Here is a 20,397-nt window from a genome sequence, read left to right on the forward strand (position 1 = left end):
CAAGAGAACGGAATTAAAATGCTCAGCGAAGCCAGTGACAGCCCGCCGCACTACCCGGACCTCATCGGCAGAGTCGCGCTGGTGACCGGCGGCTCACGAGGGATCGGAGCGGCGACCTGCCACGCCCTGGCGGCGAACGGGGTCAGCGTCGCGGTGAACGGCCGTGACCTGGCGGCGATCGACGTGGTCGTCGCAGAGATCACGGCAGGCGGAGGCACGGCGGTGGCGGCGCCCGGCGACGTCACCGACGAGGCCGCGGTGCGGGACGTGCGCGACACGGTCGAGCACGCGCTGGGACCGGTGGAGATCCTCGCGGCGTTCGCCGGCGGTCTGGGCGCCCCGACGCCCACAGCCCAACTCGGACTCGATCAGTGGCGCGCGGTCATCGAGTCCGACCTGACCTCGGTGTATCTGACGGTGGCGGCCTTCCTGCCCACCATGATCGAGCGGGGCAAGGGGTCGATCATCACCATGTCCTCCACGGCAGGCCGCCAACCGGGCGGCGCGAACGCCGCGTACGCCGCGGCGAAGGCCGGCGTGGTGATGTTCACCAAGCACCTGGCGAACGAGGTCGGCAGGCACGGCATCCGGGCCAACTGCCTGGCCCCCTCCGCTGTGCTCAACGAGCGTATGCGACGGTTCATGTCCGCCGGGCAACTCGACGAGCTGGCCACGGCCTTCCCCCTCGGCCGCATCGGACAGCCCGACGACATCGCCCAGGCCGCGCTGTATCTCGCCTCGGACGCGTCGTCCTGGGTCACCGGGGTCACCCTCGACCTGACCGGTGGGCGGGTGATGATGTGACAGCCGTCGAGCGCACCCCGCGGCAGAACGAGGCCGGACCACCGCTGGGGATCCTCGCCGTGGTGTTCACGGCGCTGTTCCTCGCCGGGATCATCATCAGCACGGTCATGGCGGGCGGCGTCACCTTCCCGTCGCCCTTCGGCTCCTCGGCCGAGATCCTGGCCTACTTCCACGACCATCAGAGCGCCGTACAGGTCAGCGCGTTCCTGCAGTTCGGCGCCTCGGTCCCGATGGCGATCTACGCGGCCACCGCCTCGGCCCGCCTGCACAACCTCGGCATCCGGGCGCCCGGTGCCACCATCGCCCTGGCGGGCGGCCTGCTGGCCGCCGGCATGCTGGCCCTGTCCGCGCTGTTCGGCTGGGTGCTCTCGCGTCCGGAGGTCCTTACCGAGTCCGCCGTGGTCCGAGCCCTGCAGGACCTCGCCTTCGTCACCGGCGGCGCCGGGCACGTCGTCTTCCTCGGCCTGCTCGTCGCGGGCATCGCCGTACCGGGTCTGCTGGCCGGTCTGCTGCCGCGTCCGCTGGCGTTCGCCGGCCTGGCCATCGCCGTCATCGCCGAGCTTTCCACGCTCACCCTGCTTGTCTCCGGCGCGGCCGTGCTGCTGCCCGTGGCCCGTTTCACCTCCCTGGTCTGGCTCATCGCCGCCGGTTTCCTGCTGCCCCGCAGCAGAGCCGGCAGGACCGGTTCCCGCAGGCAAGCACGTAAGGACGCCGCCGTATGAACACCGCACTGACCGAACGGCTTGTACGCTTCCAGCACCCCGAGAAGGTCCTGGGATATCTGGGAGGGCTGGACGACGACCGCATCGCCGCTCTGTACGGACTGGATTCGGGCTCCTACCGGCAGATCCGCCGATCTCACGATGAGCAGGCACATCGCGCGGCGACGGAGCTGCTCGACGATCCCGAGTTCGCGGGAAAGGTGGACCGGCTGCCTTTCGCGCCCGGTCAGCGCGTCGTGGCCGTTGGCGAGAGCATCACCGATGACCTGCTGTCGTGGTTCGAGATCCTGCGCCACGTCCTTGACCTCCGGCGTCCCGCCGACGGCATCGTCCTGACGAACATGGCGGTCTCCGGGCAGACCACCACCCAGGCCCTGACCACGCTGCCCGGGCTGTCCTTCCAACGCCCGGACTGGGTGCTGTGCATGCTCGGCGGCAACGACGCCCAGCGTCTCGGATCGGCCGACGGACCGACCCTGGTCAGCCTCGCCGAAACCGAACGCAACCTACGCGCCCTGCGCGATCTCATCACGGAGCGAACCCCGGCGCGATGGGTGGGGCTCACCCCGACCAGGGTGGACGAGACCCGTGTCAGGGCCTACCAGCCCTTCCAGCGAGCGGGGATCACCTGGGTCAATCGTGACATCGATGCCATCGGGACGTTTCTGAACGCGCAACCGGACCCCGTGGTCGACACCCGGCCCGTCATCGCCGGACAGGCTGGAGAGCGGTTTCACCTCGACGATGGCCTGCACCTCTCCCTCGCCGGCCAGCAGGCCCTGACCGCCGCCCTGGTCGACACCCTCACGGACCGACCCTGAAACGGACGTCGAGGCTCCCGGCGCTGCCCCGCAACGGGACTCAGAGAAAGGGCGGCGGCCGATCGATATGGCACCGAACCCGGCGGCGAGCGCCGCGGCCGAACCGCCGGAGGAGCCGCCTCCGCATCGCTACGCCTCATCTTCCCGCTCACCGCCGCGCACCAGCGGGCAGGGATCGTCGCCGGAATCTACGTCGTCGCGTACGTCGCGTTCGGTCTGCCCGTTGTCATCGCCGGCCAACTCGCCGCCCCGCTCGGCCTGGTGTCGACGGTCGCCTGGTACGGAGCGGTGACCGTGCTCCTGGCGCTCGTCGGCCTCGTCGCGCAGCGTTCGCTGCTCGGCCGGAGCGATACGGGCCGCCTCAATCCAACGGTCGCCTCGAATGGATCGTGAAGCTTGATCGGCGGCTGAGCGGAGACCGCCCGGGACCACGCCTCAGACAGAAGCTTCCCCAAACTTCCGCATAACTCCCTAATGTTATCTGAATAGGGTAGTTTAGAGAATGTATTGGTGCGCTGCGAGGGGGGTCGGGTGTCTCAACCGCCGTATTCGGTCGAGCAGGTGGCGAACCTGCTCGGCCTCCATGTCAAGACGGTGCGCACCTACGTGCGGGATGGACGGCTGAAAGCGGTCCGCATCGGCAAGCAGTACCGGATCGCCCGCGAGGACCTGGACGCCTTCACCGGCCACCCGGTGGAACCACCCGCCGCCGAGACGGCCGGACGCCGGCGCCACCTCGACGTGTCCAGCATCGTGCAGATCGACGCGATCGGCCCCGAGGAGATGAACCGCCTGAGCACCATGCTCATGGCCCTCACCGCAGGCGGCCCCCACGACGACGGACGCCTGCGCATCGAGACGATCTACGACGAGGAGCGGGCCCGCATGAAAATCATCGTGCTGGGCGGCCTGGACAGCAGCGTCGAGTTGCTCACAATCATCAACAAGCTGGCGAAGGACCGGCCGTGACCGGCATTCACTCCTCCGCCGAAGGCGCCCGCACCCTCGAAAAGCACCGTCGCGACTTCCTGGAGCGGTGGCCGGCACCCGGCGAGCCCGCCCCCTGGCGCGCATGGTCGCGTTCGCAGGCAGGTGCGCCCGCATGCCATTGACGCGGAGCCGACCATGTGGAGGGGACCTGCGATGAGCCTCGACCTGACGCCGCACCAGGCGATCGCCGAGCGCATGATCGAGATCCCCGCCGGGGAGATCGTCCTGCGGGACGAGGGCACGGAGAGGAGGTGGAAGGTCGAGGTCGGGGCCTTCCGGCTGGCGCCGTATCCCGTGACCCGCGAGCTGTACCGCGCCGTTCACGGCGAGGCGCCCACGAGCTCGGCGGGGCCGCGGACGCCGGTGACCGAGATCTCCTGGAAGGAGGCCGTCCGGTTCTGCAACCTGCTCTCGCAGGCGACGGGCCTCCAGCCCTGCTACTCGATGGGCGACAACCCCGACGATCCCGACGCGCAGGACGTGCTCCTCGACGGGAAGGCCGACGGCTATCGCCTCCCGTCCGAGGCGGAGTGGGAGTACGCCTGCAGGGCCGGGACCTCCGGTGTCCGCTACGGAGAGCTGGACGAGATCGCCTGGTATCGCGGCAACTCCGGCGGCGAGGTGCACGACGTCGCGACCAGGGCGCCGAACGCGTGGGGCCTCTACGACATGATCGGCAACGCGTGGGAGTGGTGCTGGGACGTCTACGATCCCGAGGTCTACGGCCCGTACCGCGTGTTCCGCGGCGGAGGTGCGTACGACCCGCCCCGAGGATGCCGGGCGTCGTGCCGCCGCAAGAGCCACCCGACCTTCCGCGTCGACGACCTCGGATTCCGGCTCGCCCGATCGCGGTGAGCGGGAAACACACCAGACCGGTGGCCGTGAGCGGAAAAGGCATCAGACCGGTGGCCGTAAGCGAGAAACGCACCAGACCGGTGGCCGTAAGCGGGAAACGCACCAGGCCGGTGGCCGTAAGCGGGAAACGCACCAGACCGGGCTCTGCCTCCCCGCCGAGGACGACGCGACGCACCACGGCCCGAACGCGGCGACGATCCCGGCCGGGCACCGGGAGCCCGGGCGACGGGTCACCGGTGGCCGGCCTTTAGCTGTTTCACAACGCGTAGCTGTTTCACAACGCGGAGGGGGGAGGCGGGCGCTCGCCGCCGGGGCCGCGCACGTGCAGTATGTCGCCCTGGCGGGCGATCTCGACGTCGAGGCGGTCCGCGTCGGCCAGCTCCTTGCCGAGGACGTCGAGCTCGTTGTCCGTACGGCCCGGCGCGTGGTGGGTCAGGACCAGGCGGCGGGCCCGGCAGCGATCGGCGAAGGCCAGCGCGTCCGCCACGGTGGAATGGCCATAGGCATCGGCCGTCGCCTGCTCGGCGGAGAGAAACTGGGCGTCGTGCAGGAGCACGTCGACCCCGGCGGCGAGCTCCCGCGCCGCCGCCGACCCCAGCTGGGGAGAGTGGTCGGGAAGGTAGGCCACCGAGACCCCGTCGCCCTCTACCCGGATTCCGTGGGTGATCCCGCCCTTGTGCGTGATCTCGGCCCGGCGCACCGTGAAACCCTCGATGACGGCCGGTTCCGTCGTCGCGGGGAGAAACCGCCACGTCCCGAGCAGGCCGTCAGGACCGATCGGGAAGTGCGGCGGCGACATGACCCGGGCGAGCAGCTCGCGGGGGGACGGGCTTGACGGTTCGTGGGAGGACGCGTTCCCAGACAGGTGGGGCGACGTGCTTCCTGGCGGGTGGGGGGACGAGCTTCCCGGGAGGTGAAGATCGACGCGGGCGTCGGGGCGGTCCAGAGAGGGACAGAACGGCAGGCCCTGCAGATGGTCCCAGTGCAGGTGCGTCAGCAGGATCGAGCCGCGGAACGCGGCCCCGCCGAGCAGGTCGGGGAGCCCCCGCAGGCCGGTGCCCGCGTCGAGGATCAGCGCGGGGACATCGGAGTCGTCCGGCAGTACGGCGACGCAGCTGGTGTGCCCGCCGTACCGGACGAACGCGGGACCGGGAGCGGGGGTCGATCCCCGGACCCCGAGCAGGACGAGCCTCACGTGAGGGATTCCTCACGCCGGTGACCTTCGGCAAGACGCGCCAGGGCGGCCTTGTCGATGATGTGCGCGGGTGCCTCGGCGACCCGGATCGGCGTCAGCGCCGTCAGCGTCGCCGTACGGCGTCCGCCCTCCAGCACCGCGCGCTCGCCGAGGATGGCGCCGGGGCCGAGCTCCGGAAGCCGGCGTCCGTCGACCTCGACGGAGAGCACGCCGTCGAGAAGGAGGAACAGCGCGTCGCCCGGGTCCCCCTGGCGGATCAGGGCCTCCCCCGCGGCCAGGGACCGGATCGTCGGCCTGTGGCCGCCACGCATGATCAGCGTCGACATCTCACGTTCCAGGGCGGTCTCGGCGGCGGTGACCAGGACCGGGGAATCCTCGTCTCCCCACGGCGTACGGTGCGCGCCCTCCTGGCCGGCCCACGCCTCGAAGTCGGTGACCCCCGCCTTCTGCGCCAGCACGCCGTCGGCCCCGTAGACCCAGTGCCGGGGGAACGGGCTCGCGCCCTCCAGCGTCGAGGAGGCGTGGCCGTCGGCGTGCAGTGTCAGAGCGAGCGTCGTCCACACCAGCGGGGACTGCAGCCGCATGTACGGCGGACGCGAGATCCTGCGCGGGAACGGCATCGCCGTACGACCTCCGGCGGTCTGCGTGAAACGTATCCAGCCGTCGCCGATCTCGGGTTCCGGGCGCAGGTCCGGCAGGCTGAAGGCGGTGAACGTCACGCCGAGCGGGCCCAGACGCATGGTCGTCGCCCCCATGACCAGGCCGCCGTCGACGCCGTGACCGGTCAGGCGGCCGTCGGTGAACTCCGCCCAGGCGGTCAGGCGGTTGGCGAAGCGGAAACCGTCGGCTCCGCGCAGGGCCTCCAGGTCGCCGACCTTGTCCGGGGGCGGGTCGTCGTAGTGCGCGATCCCCACGGTGAACGCGGGCCTGGTGTAGCCCTTGACGGCCTCGGACGGAATCCAGGACAGGGACGTCACCTGCGACTCGACGCGCATGGTTCCCCTCCAGGGGAGATCGTTACCCGCCGGCGCGGGATCCATGACACGACCGTAGAAACCGCGGCGCGCTCGAACCAGGGCGTCACCCTGCGAACACGAGGGGGTGCCAGCACCCCTCAACCGTCGTCCCAGCACCCTTCACGCGAGATCCGTCCCGATATGTAATTCAACTCGTGGATCGCATCACGTTGGTGCTGGCCGACGACAATCTGATCGTCCGTGAAGGCGTGCGCGCACTCCTGGGCCGCGACGCCGCGCTGGAGGTCGTCGGGCTGGCCGCCGACTACGACGAGCTGGTGGAGAGCGCCGTACGGCTGCGCCCCCAGGTCATCGTGACCGACATCAGGATGCCTCCCACCTTCCAGGACGAGGGCATCGAGGCGGCCCGCGAGATCCGCAGGCACCTGCCGGGCACGGGTGTGGTCGTGCTCAGCCAGTACGACGATCCGGAGTACGCGATCCGGCTCCTCGACGACGGGGCCGCGGGGTACGCCTACCTGCTCAAGGACCGCGTCTCCGACGCCGGGCTCCTGGGCCGCGCGATCCGCGAGGTCGCCACCGGCGGTTCCATGATCGACCCGCTGATCGTCCAGGAGCTCGTCGTTCCCGCGCGCAACGAGGGCGAGCTCTCGGCCGCCGAGGAGGATCTGCTCCGCCAGGTCGCGGAGGGACGCCCGGTGAAGGCCATCGCCGCCTCGGCGGGAGAGACCCCGGAAACGGTGAACGCCGCCATCGAGCAGCTCTTCCTCGACCTGGCCAAGGGCGCGACCGCGGGCCGTCAGGGCGCGCTCCGCCGGCTGCGCATGCTGCACACGGCGATCCTCCGCCGCGAGGAGCAGGGCGAGACCCTCTCACGCCTGCTGCCCAGCGGCCTCGCCGACAAGCTGCTCCGCGACCGGGGCGCGATCTCCCGGACCGAACGCCTCGTCGTCACCGTGCTCATGTCCGATGTCCGCGGCTACTCGGCGATCGCCGAGAGAACCGATCCCGCGGTGCTCGCCGGCCAGCTCAACGCCCACCGCCGCGCGATGAACGCCGCGATCCTCAACGCGGGCGGCACCGTCATGCAGTACGTCGGGGACGCGGTGATGGCCGTGTTCGGGGCGCCCGACCCGTCGCCCGAGCACGCCGAGCAGGCCATCCGCACCGCCTGCGACATGCACGTACGGCAACGCGCCCTGGACGCCGAGTGGGCGCTCGACGGTCTGGCCCCCTTCGGGCTGGGCATCGGACTGTGCACCGGCGAGGTGGCGGCGGCCCTGCTCGGAAGCGACGAGCGGGTCGAGTACACCCTCGTGGGGGACACCGTGAACCTCGCCCAGCGCATGCAGGACCTGGCCCGGCCCGCGGGCCGCACGGCCGCGGCCGAGGCGACCGTCCAGGCCGGCGGCGGCGCGTGGCCGTGGAAACCTCTCGGCGCCCAATCGGTGAAAGGCCGTTCCGCCCCCGTCAACGTCTATCACCTAGAGGTGACCCGATGACCACCACCGATGTCACGGCAACGCCCCCCGAGGACGCCGTGGAGGCGCTCGCCGTACGGGTCCGAGGGGCCAAGCGGACGTTCGCCGCGGAGCTCGCCCCCGTCCGCGCGCTGCGCGGCGTCGACCTGGACGTGCGCAACGGCGAGTTCGTGGCCGTCATGGGCCCGTCCGGCTGCGGCAAGTCCACGCTGCTCAACATCGTCGCCGGGCTCGACACGGTCGACGAGGGCACGGTCGAGGTCGCCGGCGAGCGCGTCGACAACCGCGACGAGAACTGGCTCGCGCGTTTCCGGCGGCACCACGTCGGCTTCGTCTTCCAGTTCTTCAACCTGCTCGACGGCGTGTCCGCGCTGGACAACCTGATCATGCCGGGCGTGCTCGCGGGGATGAAACGGCGGGCCGCGGAGTCGCGGGCACGCGACCTGCTCGACCTGCTCGGCCTCGGCGACCGCACGCGCCAGGTGCCCGCGGTGCTGTCCGGCGGCCAGCGGCAGCGGCTCGCGATCGCCCGTGCCCTGGTCAACGAGCCGACACTGCTGCTCGCCGACGAGCCGACCGGCGCGCTGGACAGCGAGGGCGGCATGGAGGTCCTGGAGCTGTTCCGGCGGCTCCACGACGACGGTCAGACGATCATCATGGTGACGCACTCCCCGGACGTCGCCGCGGGTGCCGGACGGGCGGTTCTCATGCGCGACGGCCGGGTCGAGCCATGACCGCCACCGGACACCGGACCGGCGGCGCTCACACACGACAGCCGGGCAGAGCCATAACCGCCACCGGACACCGGACGGACGGTGCTCACACGATGGTCGGGCGGAGCCATGACCGCCACCGAACGAGCGGTTCTCACACGCGACAGCCGGACGAAGCCATGACCGCCACCGGACGGGCAGCCCTCACGTGCGACAGCTGGGCGGAACCATGACCGTCACCGGACACCGGACGGGCAGTGCCCATGCGCTACGGCCGGGAACCATGGCGATCGCCGCCGCCTGGCTGCGGTTGGAACTGCGGCGGCGCCTGCGCCCCCTCCTCGTTCTGGCGCTGCTCGTGGGCCTGGCGACCGCCACGATCCTGACCGCCGTCGCCGGGGCGAGGCGGGGCGAGAGCGCGGTCGAACGGCTGCGCGCCGTGACCCTGCCGGCCGACGCCGTCGTCCTGCCCAACGACTCCGCGTTCGACTGGAACAAGATCCGCGCGCTGCCCGGCGTCGCGGCGGTGGCCGGGTTCGCCGTCGCGCCCTTTTTCGTCGAGGAGCTTCCCGGCTACGCGGGCTACCTCCCGCCCGCGGACGGCGAGGCGATGAGGACCGTCGAACGGCCGGTGGTCCTGGAGGGACGTCTGCCCGATCCCTCCCGCACCGACGAGGTCGTGATCAGCGGAAGATTCTCCGGCTCGTACGGTCTCGGCGTCGGGGACGCGCTCACCCTTCGCCTCATGACCGTGGCGGAGGCCGGCGACCCCAACTTCGGCGGCGTCCCGCACGGCCCTCGCGTGCCGGCCCGCATCGTCGGCGTCATCCGTTCCCCGTGGTACTCCGACGCGGTGGGAGGCAGGGGTGACATGCACCCCTCGGCCGGGCTCTTCGTGGCCTACCCGAAGAACTTCCTCGGCGCCGGCACGTACGGCTTCGCCAACGCGCTGGTCCGCCTCGACCGGGGAGAGAACGGGCTGTCCGCCTTCCGCAAAAGCCTGAGCGAGGTCACCGGGCGGACCGACATCGAGATCTGGAACGGCGCCGACAACGCCCGGCGCAGCCAGCGGGTCAACACCTACGAGAGCCTGGCGCTCGGCGTGTTCGCGCTGGCCGCCCTGGTCGCCGCGCTGGTTCTCGTGGGCCAGTCGGTGGCCCGCTACGCCACGGCCAACGTGAGCGATCTCCAGGTCCTGCGTGCCTCCGGCATCACCACCCCGCAGGTCATGGCCGCCGCTTCCGCCGGACCGTTCCTCGCCTCGGTCGCGGGCGCCTCCGCAGGAGTCGGCGGTGCCGTGCTGGGCTCCCTGTGGATGCCGATCGGCGCCGCCTCCCTGCTCGAACCCACGCCGGGACTCGACGTCGACGGACCCGTGCTCGCCGCGGGCTGGGTGATCGTGCCCCTCCTGGTCCTGGCCGGAGCCCTCGCGGCCGCACGGCTCGCGATCGCCGCGGCGCGCTCGGAGGCGCCGCCCCGGCGGTCCGCCGTCGCCCGCGCCGTGGCCCGCCTCGGGCTGCCCGTGCCCCTGGTGATCGGCACCCGCTTCGCCCTGGAACCCGGGCGCGGGCGCACCTCGGTTCCGGTACGGCCCGCGCTGTTCGGCGCGGTCGCCGGGGTGCTCGGGGTGCTGGCCTCCTTCACCTTCGCCGCGGGCGTGGCGGACGCGGCCGGCAATCCCGCCAGGTTCGGCCAGACCTTCCAGGTCGCGACCTACTTCGGCGAGGGCGGCCAGGACTGGGCGCCCGCGGAACAGGCCATGGCCGTCATCGCCCGGGACCCGGACGTCCTCAGTGTGAACGACGCCCGGGTCTCGGTCGCCGAGGCGCACACCACCTCGAACCCCGACGCCAACGACCCGAACCTCAGCACGGATGACAACCCGAACCCCGGCACGGGTAACAACCCGAACCCCGGCACGAGTGACGACCCGAACCCCGACGCGGATGACAACCCGAACCCCGGCACGAGTGACGACCCGAACCCCGACGCGGATGACGTCTCGGTCACCGTGTACAGCTATCACCCCGTCGGTGCCCCGTTCCCCGTCGTCCTGGTCTCGGGCCGGATGCCGGAGTCCTCCGGCGAGATCGTCCTCGCCCCCACCAGCGCGCGCGACCTGCGGGCCGACATCGGCTCGGCCGTACGGCTGGCAGGCAGTACGGCGCCGCGCGACCTGCGCGTCACCGGGATCGGCTTCGTGCCGCACGGCTCGCACAACGACTACGACGCCGGAGCGTGGACCAGCGCGGACGGATTCCACGCGCTGTTCGGCGCGGACTTCAAGTATCACCAGTCGCTGATCGCCCTGCGACCCGGCGCGGACATGGACGCCCTCCGGGTCCGCCTCACAACGGCCGTGAAGGCGATCAAGGATGGCGAGAAGGTCGCCTTCGGCACGCAGGACCCGCCCACCCAGCTCGCCGAGGTCCAGGACATGCGGATCCTGCCCCTCTTCCTCGGCGGCTTCCTGGCGCTCCTGGCGGTGGGAGCGGTGGGCCACGCACTGGCGACGGCCATCCGCCGGCGGCGCCACGAGATCGCGGTCATGCGCGCGCTCGGCCTGACCCGCACGCAGTCGCGCTGGGTCGTGGTCACGCAGGCCTCGCTGCTCGCGCTGGTCGGTCTCGCCTTCGGCGTGCCCCTCGGCCTGGCGCTCGGCCGCACGCTGTGGCGCGTCGTGGCCGACCACACGCCCCTGTTCTACCAACCCCCGGTCGCCCTGTGGGCTCTGCTGCTGGTCGGCCCCGGTGCGCTGCTGGTCGCCAACCTGCTGGCGGCCTGGCCCAGCCGCCTCGTCACGCGGTTCGGCGTCGGCCAGACCCTACGAGCGGAGTGACCGATCATGATCGTGACAGTCACCTGGTTCCGGCTGGAGCTGCGGCGGCGCTGGCGCTCCCTGGTGGTGCTCGCGCTGCTCGTGGCCTTCGCCACCGCGACCGTCCTGGCCTCGGTCGCGGGCGCCCGCCGCGGCGGCACCGCGGTCGACAGGCTCGCCGCCCTGACGCTGCCCGCCACCGTCGCCGTGCTCCCCAACGAGCCCGGATTCGACTGGGCCGGGATCCGGGCGCTCCCGCAGGTCGAGGCGCTCACGGAGTTTCCCGTGTCGGGCTTCGGCGTGGACGGCATCTCCAACTCGGAGGAGGTGTCGGCGTTCCCTCCGGTCGACGACGAACTCCTGCGGACCATCGAACGGCCCGTCGTCCTCGAAGGACGGCTACCCGACCCCACCCGGATCGACGAGGTCGTGGTCAGCTCGCGGTTCCCCGCCACCTACCACCGGGGGGTGGGCGACAGGCTGACCCTGCGCCTGATGTCGGTGGAGCAGGCCGGAAGCGACGACTTCGATCCCTCCGGCAGCGACCCGCTGCTCGGTCCCTCGGTTCCCGTCACGATCGTCGGCGTCATCCGCTCGACGTGGTTCGCCGAGAAGCTCGGGGACAGAGGCGGCGTGCTCCCCTCGGCCGCGCTGTTCGCCAGGTATCACGCGAACATCGTCGGCCCCAAGGGGTACATCAACGCCCTGGTCCGGCTGAAGGGCGGCGAGGCAGCGATCCCCGCCTTCCGCGAAGGACTCGTCCGCGCCTCGAAGCGCTCGGACATCGACATGTGGAACATCGAGATGAAGATCATCGCACCGTCTCGCCAGGTCGCCCACTTCGAGGCCGCCTCCCTGCTCGCCTTCGGGCTTGCCGCACTGGCCGCGGCGATCGTGCTGATCGGCCAGTCGGTGGCCCGGTACACGGCCGCGACCATGGCCGACCTGCAGGTGCTGCGCGCCGTGGGGTTGACACCGCGACAGGCGGTCGTCGCGGCGTCGGCCGGGCCGTTCCTCGCCGCGCTCGCCGGGACCACTCTCGGGATCGTGTCCGCCGCGGCCGCCTCCACGTGGATGCCGATCGGTGCGGCGGCCCTGCTCGAACCCCATCCCGGTTTCGACGTCGACTGGCTGATCCTGGGGACGGGCTGGGCACTGATCCTCGCCCTCGTCCTGGCCGGATCGGCGGCCTCGGCCGCCCTCGCGCTGGTCGCGACGCGTGGCAGGATCTCGGGACGCCGCTCCGGGGTGGCGCTGGCGGCGGCCCGCGCGGGCCTGCCGGTCCCGATCGTGATCGGCGCCCGCTTCGCCCTGGAGCCGGGGCGCGGCAAAAGCGCGGTCCCGGTCCGCCCGGCCCTGGTGGGGGCCATAGCCGGGGTCGTCGGGGTGCTCGCCGCGTTCACCTTCTCCGCCGGTGTTCGCGACGCGACCGAGAACCCGGCCAGGTTCGGACAGACCCACCAATTGGAGATCTTCCTCGGCTTCAACAACGAGGACTTCGTGCCGTCGTACCGGCAGATGCTGGAGACGGTGGCCCGCGACCCGGCCGTTCAGGCGGTCAACGACGCGAGGATCGCGGTGGCGGAGGCTGAGGTACCGGCGACGAGGACGGCGACCGGGGCTGGGGCGGAGAAATCCAGGAGCGCACCGGTCACCGTCTACACCTACGACCCGGTGGGCGGACCGCTGCCCGTGGTGCTTTTCGAAGGCCGGATGCCGGCGACGCCGGAAGAGATCGTCCTCGGGCCGTCGAGCGCGGACGCCCTCGGCGTCGCCGTCGGCGGCAGGGTCCCGATGGGCGGCGGTCCCACGCCGGTGCCGATGACGGTCACCGGCATCGGCTTCATGCCGGAGGGCCCGCACAACGGCTATGCCGATGGGGGCTGGGTCATCCCGGCCGGGTACGACCGGCTCTTCGCCGGGGCCCACTTCGCGTTCAAGTTCCACGGCGCGGAGATCGCCCTGCGTCCCGGGACCGACCTCGCCGCCGTGAAACGGCGGCTGGAGTCCGCCACCGCTCCGCCCGGGGGCGGGGGCCTGCCGTTCACCGACCCTCTGCCGCTCCCGCAGGTGGCGCAGATCCGTGACGTCCAGTCCCTGCCGGTCCTGCTCGCCGGGTTCCTCGCACTGCTCGCCGTGGGGGCGGTCGGCCACGCGCTGGCGACCACCGTACGGCGGAGGCGGCACGAGGTGGCCGTGCTGCGCGCGCTGGGCATGACCCGTCCACAGGCCCGCTGGATGGTGGTCACCCAGGCCACGCTGCTGGCGGTCGTGGGGCTGCTCTTCGGGGTGCCGCTCGGCGTGGCGTTCGGCCGCACCCTGTGGAGGATCGTCGCGGACATCGCCCCGCTGGTGTACGTACCGCCGCTGGCCCTGTGGGCGCTGCTCCTGGCCGGACCGGTGACCCTCCTGCTCGCCAACCTTCTGGCGGCCTGGCCTGGCAGCGTCGCCACCCGGCTGCGCATCGGCCACGTCCTGCGAACGGAGTGAACGATGGTCCTCGCATCCGCCGTCGTGGCCGCCGCCTGGGCGCTCGTCGCCTTCGGCATTCTGCTGACCGGCAGGCCCACGCTGGCACGGGCGTCGGGCCTCATCGCCGTGGCCCAGGCCGCGGCGGGCATCTGGCCCGCCTGCGCTCCGCTCGCGGTCGCCGCCTGGCTGGCCTGCGGGCTCGGTCTTCCCGACGGCGTCCTCGGCTCGTGGCCGCGCCGGACCCTCGCGGCGGGGGCCGCGGTCGCCGGGCTCGGCTGGACGGCCGGGCTGCTCGCCACCGGTACGGCCCCGGACCGGGGACCGCTCATCGCGGCCGCGCTGGGAGCGTGCGCCGTCGCCCTCGGGGCGGTGGCGCTACGCTGCCCGAAAGCACCGGCCGCACGCCGTCGCACGCTGCAGTGGGTCGCCGCCGCGGCCGTCGTGACCGCGGCGTCGGACGCCGTGCTGATCGCGCTGAACATGCTGCTCGGCACCCCCGGCGAGCTGCTCCCATGGGTCCTCGCGGCCCTGGTCGTGATGCCGGCGGGACTCCTTCTCAGCCAGCTCCCGGCGACGTCCAGGCTCGCCGAGCAGGCGCTGGTCGAGGCCGTGGTCGTCGCCGGGCTGGCCATGCTGGTGGTCTCGGTCTACCTGGTCGTGATCATCGGACTCGCCCGCTCCCCCGTCGGTCCCGAGCGCGAGGTTCTGGTGGCCAGCGTCGTCGCGGCCCTGACGGCCGTCGTGCTGGCGCTGCCCCTGCGGTTCCGGCTGGTGTCGTTCGGCCAGTCCCTGCTGGGCAGGCGCGGCCAGACCCCGGAGGAGGCGCTGGCCTCCTTCGGCGCGCGGATGAGCCGTGCCGTCCCCTTCGACGAACTGCTGCTCCAGCTGGTGGAGTCGCTCCGGGCCACCCTCGGCCCGGCGGGGGCGGAGGTCTGGGTCGGAACCGACGGCCTCCTGCACAGGACCGTGAGCGTGCCCGAACGGCCCGGCGGGCAGATCACCCTCAGCGACAAGGAACGTCTCGTCGTCGGCCGTACCCGGATCGGCGGACCCGCCTGGATGGGGGTCTGGCTGCCCGGCCTGCTCGCCGGCCACCCGCAGGAGGCGCCGGTACGGGTGGCCCCGGCCGCGCACCTGGGAGACCTGCTCGGGCTGCTCGTGGTGAGGCGGACGCCCGAGGGGCTCGACTTCACCGAGGAGGACGACCGGGTGCTCATCGAACTCGCCCGGCAGGTCGGGCTCGCCCTGCACAACATGCGGCTGGACTCGGCACTCCAGGCGTCGCTGGAGGAGCTGCGCCAGCGCAACGAGGAACTGCAGGCCTCACGCCTGAGGATCGTCACCGCGGCGGACGCCTCCCGCCGGGCCATCGAACGCGACCTGCACGACGGCGCGCAGCAACACCTTGTCACCCTCTCCGTCAAGCTTGGCCTGGCCCGCGAGATCATCAAAGAGGACCCGGCCCTGGCCGCAGAGCTACTCGAGGAGTTGCACAGCGACGTGCAGAACACCAACGCGACATTTCGCGAACTCGCCCACGGGATCTACCCGCCGCTCCTGCGCAACCACGGCCTGGGCGAGGCCATGCGCTCCGTCACCCGGAGGGTGTCCCTGCCCTACCAGGTCGACGTGGACCTTCCCCGCCGATATCCGGAGGAGATCGAGGCCGCCGTCTACTTCTGCTGCCTGGAGGCCATCCAGAACGCGGGCAAGCACGCGGGACCCGACGCCTCCATCGAGGTGCGGATCCACGCGGACAGCGAGATGCTGCGCTTCTCGGTCTCCGACGACGGCCTCGGTTTCGCCGCCGGAACCGGCGAGGGGCACGGCTTCGTGAACATGACCGACCGCCTCGGCGCGATCGGCGGCCTGCTGTTCGTCGAGTCCGAGCGGAGTGCGGGCACGACGGTCCGCGGGGAGATCCCGGTCGGGGACGCCCCATGAGCCGGGCCGACGGTTTCGACGCCGTCGTGGTCGGTTCGGGCCCCAACGGGCTGGTCGCCGCCGTCACCATGGCGGAAGCGGGACGGCGCGTCCTGCTGGTGGAGGCCGCCGACCGGTTCGGCGGCGGGCTGCGCACGGAGGAGCTCACACTTCCCGGATTCCACCACGACGTCTGCGCCACCGTGCTGCCTCTCGCACTGGCCTCCCCGGCGTTCCGGGAACTGGACCTGGAGAAGGGCACGGTGGAGTGGGCGCATCCCCCCGTTCCCGCCGCCCATCCCCTGGACGGGCGCTCCGCCGTACTCATCCATCGAGATCTGGACCGCACCGCGCGCTCGCTCGGACGGGACGCGGCGGCCTGGCGGGCCACCGTGGGCGCGACCTCCCGAGGAGGCAGCCGGCTGGTCGACACCCTGCTCTCCCCGCTGGCTCTGCCCAGGGCTCCGCTGCGTGCGGCCCGCTTCGCGGCAGCGGGCGCGCTGCCCCTGACCTGGCTCGCCCGCTCCGCGTTCCGCACCACGGAGGCTCGCGCGGCCCTCGCGGGCATGGCCGCCCACTCGATGCTCGATCTCCGCGCGCCCATCACCGCCGGCTACGGCCTGCTCCTGGCGGCCCTGGCCCACCAGGTCGGCTGGCCGGTGGTCCGGGGCGGTTCGCAGGTGCTCGCCGACGCCCTCGTCGCCCGTATCGTGCGGAGCGGCGGGGAGGTCGTCTCCGGCCAGACCGTCCGCAGCCTGGACGAGCTTCCCGACGCCGCCTCGGTCCTTCTCGACCTCACACCGCGCCAGGTGGTCGCCGTGGCGGGTCACAGGCTGCCTCAGGGCTACCGTCGGCGGCTGGAACGCTACCGGTACGGGCCCGGCGTCTTCAAAATCGACTGGGCGCTCTCGGGTCCCGTCCCCTGGATCGACCCGGCCGTGGCCGGCGCCGGCACCGTCCACCTCGGCGGCACCCTGGAGGAGATCGCCGCGAGCGAGGCGACGGTCGCGCGGGGAGGGCATCCCGAACGTCCGTACGTCCTGCTCGTCCAGCCCTGCGTGGCCGACGGCACGCGCGCGCCCGCCGGGTCGCACGTCCTGTGGTCCTACTGCCACGTGCCGAACGGCTCCGGGATGGACATGACCGGGGCGATCGAAGCCCAGATCGAACGGTTCGCACCGGGATTCCGCGACCTTGTCCTGGCGCGGAGCGTGATGGGCCCGGCGGCCATGGAGGCGCACAACGCCAACCTGGTCGGCGGCGACATCGGGGGCGGCTCGGCGCGGCTGAGCCAGTTCGTGGGCCGACCGGCCTATTCGCCTCATCCGTGGGCGACCCCGGTGCCCGGGCTCTACCTGTGCTCGGCGAGCACTCCGCCCGGCGCGGGCGTTCACGGCATGGGCGGCCGTCAGGCGGCCCGGCTCGCACTCAGGAGGGCGGGTTCCATGGCGGAGTGAGGTCCGTCCTGTAGCCACTTTTTTGTGGGTACTTGTCGGCGGGCCGGGGCGGCCTGAAGCTTGGTCGTGGGCGGCCTGCGGGTCGTCAGATCCAGATGAGACGGGGAGGTTGGCGGTGCATCAGGAGACCGGTTCGAACTCGGCCAGCTTCTCCAGGCGGCGGTGGCCCCAATCGGAAAGCGGCGCCAGCGCTTCGGAGAGTTCGCGGCCGAACGCGGTCAGGGAATACACGGTTTTCAGTGGCCGCACATCGTGCACCTCCCGGTGGACCAGTCCGTCGGTCTCCATCTCCCGGAGTGTCTGAGTCAGCACCTTCTCGGTGAGGCCCGGCAGCCGCCGGCGCAGCTCGCCGGGACGGTGCGGACCGGATTCCAGGAGCCAGAGCAGAATCGTCTTCCACTTGCCGTCGATCACGGCGATCGCGGCGGTCACTCCGCAGACATTGGGGTCCTGGGCCCGGCTACGCGTCATCTCATCCCATCTCATCGCCATGTGCTCATTCGTCGTGAGGAGTTGAAGCATGACCTCGTCCACCGAACAGTCTGCCGTCACCGTGCTCGGTCTGGGGCCGATGGGCCGGGCCCTGGCCGGCGCCTTCCTGGACGCCGGCCTGCGGACCACGGTCTGGAATCGGACGCCGGGCAAGGATCGGGAATTGGTCGAGCGGGGTGCGGTCGGCGCCCGATCACCCGAAACGGCGGTCGCCGCAAGCAGGTTGACCGTGGTCTGCGTGGTGAACTACGACGCGGCGGACGCCATCGTGCGGCGCGGCGCGGTCACCGACGCGCTCAAGGGGCGCACCGTGGTGAACCTGACCGCCGACGTCCCCGACCGGGCCCGGAGCACCGCGACCTGGGCCGCCGAGCACGGCATCGAATACCTGGACGGCGCGATCATGACGCCGACCACGACCATCGGGACCCCGGCCGCGACGTTCCTCTACAGCGGCCCCGAGGAGCTTTACCGCCGGCACCGGCCGGTGCTGGACGCCTTGGGTGGCACCCACACTCACCTCGGTGAGGAAATCGGCCGGGCGGCCGCATACGACGTCGCCTTGCTCGACATCTTCTGGACCGCGATGGCGGGTTATGCGCACGCACTGGCGGTGGCGAGGGCCGAGGGGATCACCGCCCGGGAGCTGGCACCGTTCGCCAGAGGCATCGGCACGATCCTTCCGCCGATCTTTGAGCAGGAGGCGGAGGAAGTGGACAGCGGGAGGTTCTCCGGTGAGGGCAATCCGATCACCTCGGCGGTGTCGTCCATGGCCCATATCGTCCACATCTCCGAGGCCCATGGCATCGACGCGGGTGTGATGCGTGCGGCCGAAGGCCTGGCGCGCCGCGCCATCGGACGGGGTCACGGCGCGGACGGGTTCCTCCGGATCACCGAGATCCTGAACCCTCGCTGAGGAGATCCTCCCGTGGCGTCCTGTGGGGCGAATACTGCAACGGCCTCATCGACCGGACGCTTCTCCCCCGATCTCTCGCACTCGGACGGATGAGATCCAGCGGCGCCGGAGTGAGGTCGTCCTGGCGGACACAGACCACGGCGCCACGGGTCTCGCGCTCAGACGGGCAGGGCCCGCAGCACCGCCGGGGTGAGATCGTCCTTGCGGACATAGGCCACGGCGCCGCAGGTCCCCGCGTCCGGGGGAAGGTCCTCCACCGCGTAGGTCGACAGCAGCACGATCGTGATCTCGGGTGCGTGGGCGAGGATGCGGCGGGTCGCCTCGATCCCGCTGATGCCGGGAAGGTTGATGTCCATCAGGATCATGCCGGGTCGGGCCGCCGTGGCCATCTCGAAGGCGTCCTCACCGCTAGCCGCCTCGCCCACCACGCGCCACCCGGGCAGGAGGCGGACGAGGGAGCGCGCAACCGACCGGAACGGGGCCTGGTCGTCCACGATAAGCACGTCAACCGTGGACGCCGTCACGATGGCCATTCGCCTTTCCCCAACGCTGTCACCTCTTCAGTCTTCCCCAACCCCAGACGCACTCCAAGGGTGTGACCACCACGGTCCCGGCGTGCCAGCACCCCGTACGGATGATCACATGGCCACCGTTCCACCTGGGCGGACGGATCCGTGCCGGTGGTCAGGGGGACGGACGGATGCGTGCCCGCACTTGATGCCGACGGCTGTCGGGCGGCTGTCACACCTGGACGGACGGGTGCTCACCGATCGTCGCGGGACTGCTGTCACACCTGGGCGGACAGGTAGAGCAGCACCGCCATGACCCGGCGGTTGATGTCCGGTTCGGGACCGAGGCCGAGCTTGGGAAACAGGGTGTTGATGTGTTTCTCCACCGCCCGCTCGGTGAGGGAAAGCGCCATTCCCACGGCCGCGTTGCTCTTGCCCTGCGCGATGTGGGCCAGCACCTCGCGCTCCCTCGGGGTCAGGCCGGCAAGGGGCGAGGACCGCGCGTGGATCGAGTCGGCGACCAGAGCCTCGACCACGGCGGGGTCGATGACCGAACCGCCCCTGGCCACCGAGCGAACCGCCTCGATCAGCTCGCGGGGGTCGCTGAGCCGTTCCTTGAGCAGATAGGCCCGCCCGGCGCTGCCGGAGGCGAGCAACGGCGTCGCGTACGCGGGCTCGGCATATTGGGAGAGCACCACCACTCCGGTGCCCGGGTGGGTCTGATGGAGCCGGATGGCCGCCTGGATCCCCTCGTCGGTGAACGTGGGCGGCATCCGGATATCGGTCACCACCACGTCGGGGACGTGCTCGCCGACCGCCGTCAGCAGGCCGGGCAGGTCGGCGCAGGTGGCGACCACCTCAAGGTCGTCTCGCAGGTCGAGCACCCGCCGCACGCCCTCCCGCACCAGCAGGGAGTCCTCCGCGATGACGATCCGTATGACCACGGACGCAGCCTAACCGCATGACCACGGGCAACCCATCACTTTTCGTCCACCGTGCGCGCGGACGCGTGAACGCCGCCAACCAGCCCGCTCGGATCCCTCTCCCACCGGGCAGACCCGGGGCCTTCCCCGTCGTCTACCGTGCGCGGACGCCGTCCACGGGCCTGCCTCCGGCCCACCCGGATCCCTTTCCCACCGGGTAGATCCGCGACCCGCTCGGCCCGCCCTGACCGCGTGGACCCGTGACCGTTCCCCATCGGCCCGCCCTGACCGCGTGGACCCGTGACCGTTCCCCATCGGCCCGCCCTGAC

At 71.7% G+C, this 20,397-nt stretch carries 17 protein-coding genes; 12 read left to right on the top strand and 5 right to left on the bottom strand.

What is annotated here, in order from left to right; genetic code table 11:
- Nucleotides 1–18 precede the first annotated feature (18 nt).
- From CHC08_RS27210 to CHC08_RS27235, 5 genes are all read left to right on the top strand, one after another.
- Nucleotides 19–804, top strand: a complete 786-nt coding sequence (locus CHC08_RS27210) for an SDR family NAD(P)-dependent oxidoreductase (protein WP_089210214.1) — start codon at nucleotides 19–21, stop codon at nucleotides 802–804.
- On the top strand, nucleotides 801–1,526 hold the full coding sequence (locus CHC08_RS27215; protein ID WP_089210215.1) for a hypothetical protein: 726 nt from the start codon (nucleotides 801–803) through the stop codon (nucleotides 1,524–1,526). Before CHC08_RS27210 ends, CHC08_RS27215 begins: the two co-directional genes overlap by 4 nt.
- Nucleotides 1,523–2,347, top strand: a complete 825-nt coding sequence (locus CHC08_RS27220; protein ID WP_089210216.1) for an SGNH/GDSL hydrolase family protein — start codon at nucleotides 1,523–1,525, stop codon at nucleotides 2,345–2,347. Before CHC08_RS27215 ends, CHC08_RS27220 begins: the two co-directional genes overlap by 4 nt.
- Before the next feature lie 531 nt (nucleotides 2,348–2,878).
- Nucleotides 2,879–3,316, top strand: a complete 438-nt coding sequence (locus CHC08_RS27230; protein ID WP_089210218.1) for a helix-turn-helix domain-containing protein — start codon at nucleotides 2,879–2,881, stop codon at nucleotides 3,314–3,316.
- Between the two features lie 174 nt (nucleotides 3,317–3,490).
- Nucleotides 3,491–4,192, top strand: coding sequence for a formylglycine-generating enzyme family protein (locus tag CHC08_RS27235; protein WP_089210219.1), 702 nt, complete (start codon nucleotides 3,491–3,493; stop codon nucleotides 4,190–4,192).
- A 274-nt stretch (nucleotides 4,193–4,466) separates the two neighbouring features.
- Here the strand turns inward: CHC08_RS27235 and CHC08_RS27240 are convergent, their stop codons facing one another.
- Nucleotides 4,467–5,387, bottom strand: coding sequence for an MBL fold metallo-hydrolase (locus CHC08_RS27240; protein ID WP_179282231.1), 921 nt, complete (start codon nucleotides 5,385–5,387; stop codon nucleotides 4,467–4,469).
- On the bottom strand, nucleotides 5,384–6,427 hold the full coding sequence (locus CHC08_RS27245; protein ID WP_089210221.1) for a cyclic nucleotide-binding domain-containing protein: 1,044 nt from the start codon (nucleotides 6,425–6,427) through the stop codon (nucleotides 5,384–5,386). The genes CHC08_RS27240 and CHC08_RS27245 overlap by 4 nt, the downstream gene beginning before the upstream one ends.
- A gap of 131 nt (nucleotides 6,428–6,558) precedes the next feature.
- Between CHC08_RS27245 and CHC08_RS27250 the strand changes: the two genes are divergently transcribed.
- From CHC08_RS27250 to CHC08_RS27275, 6 genes are all read left to right on the top strand, one after another.
- Nucleotides 6,559–7,866 (top strand): adenylate/guanylate cyclase domain-containing protein, encoded by a 1,308-nt coding sequence (locus CHC08_RS27250; RefSeq protein WP_218825505.1) that lies wholly within the window; start codon nucleotides 6,559–6,561, stop codon nucleotides 7,864–7,866.
- On the top strand, nucleotides 7,863–8,579 hold the full coding sequence (locus tag CHC08_RS27255; RefSeq protein ID WP_089210222.1) for an ABC transporter ATP-binding protein: 717 nt from the start codon (nucleotides 7,863–7,865) through the stop codon (nucleotides 8,577–8,579). The genes CHC08_RS27250 and CHC08_RS27255 overlap by 4 nt, the downstream gene beginning before the upstream one ends.
- A gap of 208 nt (nucleotides 8,580–8,787) precedes the next feature.
- Nucleotides 8,788–11,397: an ABC transporter permease gene (locus CHC08_RS27260; RefSeq protein ID WP_143653364.1), complete on the top strand. Its 2,610-nt coding sequence runs from the start codon at nucleotides 8,788–8,790 to the stop codon at nucleotides 11,395–11,397.
- 6 nt (nucleotides 11,398–11,403) lie between these two features.
- A complete protein-coding gene (locus tag CHC08_RS27265; protein ID WP_089210224.1) occupies nucleotides 11,404–13,866 on the top strand; it encodes an ABC transporter permease in 2,463 nt (820 codons plus the stop codon).
- Nucleotides 13,867–13,869: 3 nt separating this feature from the next.
- Nucleotides 13,870–15,792: a GAF domain-containing sensor histidine kinase gene (locus CHC08_RS27270; RefSeq protein WP_089210225.1), complete on the top strand. Its 1,923-nt coding sequence runs from the start codon at nucleotides 13,870–13,872 to the stop codon at nucleotides 15,790–15,792.
- Entirely contained in the window at nucleotides 15,789–17,228 is a 1,440-nt protein-coding gene (locus tag CHC08_RS27275; protein WP_089210226.1) for a phytoene desaturase family protein, read from the top strand. Before CHC08_RS27270 ends, CHC08_RS27275 begins: the two co-directional genes overlap by 4 nt.
- Before the next feature lie 120 nt (nucleotides 17,229–17,348).
- Here the strand turns inward: CHC08_RS27275 and CHC08_RS27280 are convergent, their stop codons facing one another.
- Nucleotides 17,349–17,660 (bottom strand): winged helix-turn-helix transcriptional regulator, encoded by a 312-nt coding sequence (locus CHC08_RS27280; protein ID WP_420823588.1) that lies wholly within the window; start codon nucleotides 17,658–17,660, stop codon nucleotides 17,349–17,351.
- 88 nt (nucleotides 17,661–17,748) lie between these two features.
- Between CHC08_RS27280 and CHC08_RS27285 the strand changes: the two genes are divergently transcribed.
- Nucleotides 17,749–18,636, top strand: a complete 888-nt coding sequence (locus CHC08_RS27285) for an NAD(P)-dependent oxidoreductase (RefSeq protein ID WP_089210227.1) — start codon at nucleotides 17,749–17,751, stop codon at nucleotides 18,634–18,636.
- Nucleotides 18,637–18,794: 158 nt separating this feature from the next.
- On the opposite strand, the gene CHC08_RS27290 is transcribed toward CHC08_RS27285, so the two are convergent.
- Entirely contained in the window at nucleotides 18,795–19,169 is a 375-nt protein-coding gene (locus CHC08_RS27290) for a response regulator (RefSeq protein WP_089210228.1), read from the bottom strand.
- A 254-nt stretch (nucleotides 19,170–19,423) separates the two neighbouring features.
- Nucleotides 19,424–20,083 (bottom strand): response regulator transcription factor, encoded by a 660-nt coding sequence (locus tag CHC08_RS27295; protein ID WP_218825508.1) that lies wholly within the window; start codon nucleotides 20,081–20,083, stop codon nucleotides 19,424–19,426.
- Nucleotides 20,084–20,397: the final 314 nt, after the last annotated feature.

It is taken from the genome of Streptosporangium subroseum, assembly GCF_900188345.1.
Lineage (GTDB): Bacteria > Actinomycetota > Actinomycetes > Streptosporangiales > Streptosporangiaceae > Streptosporangium > Streptosporangium subroseum.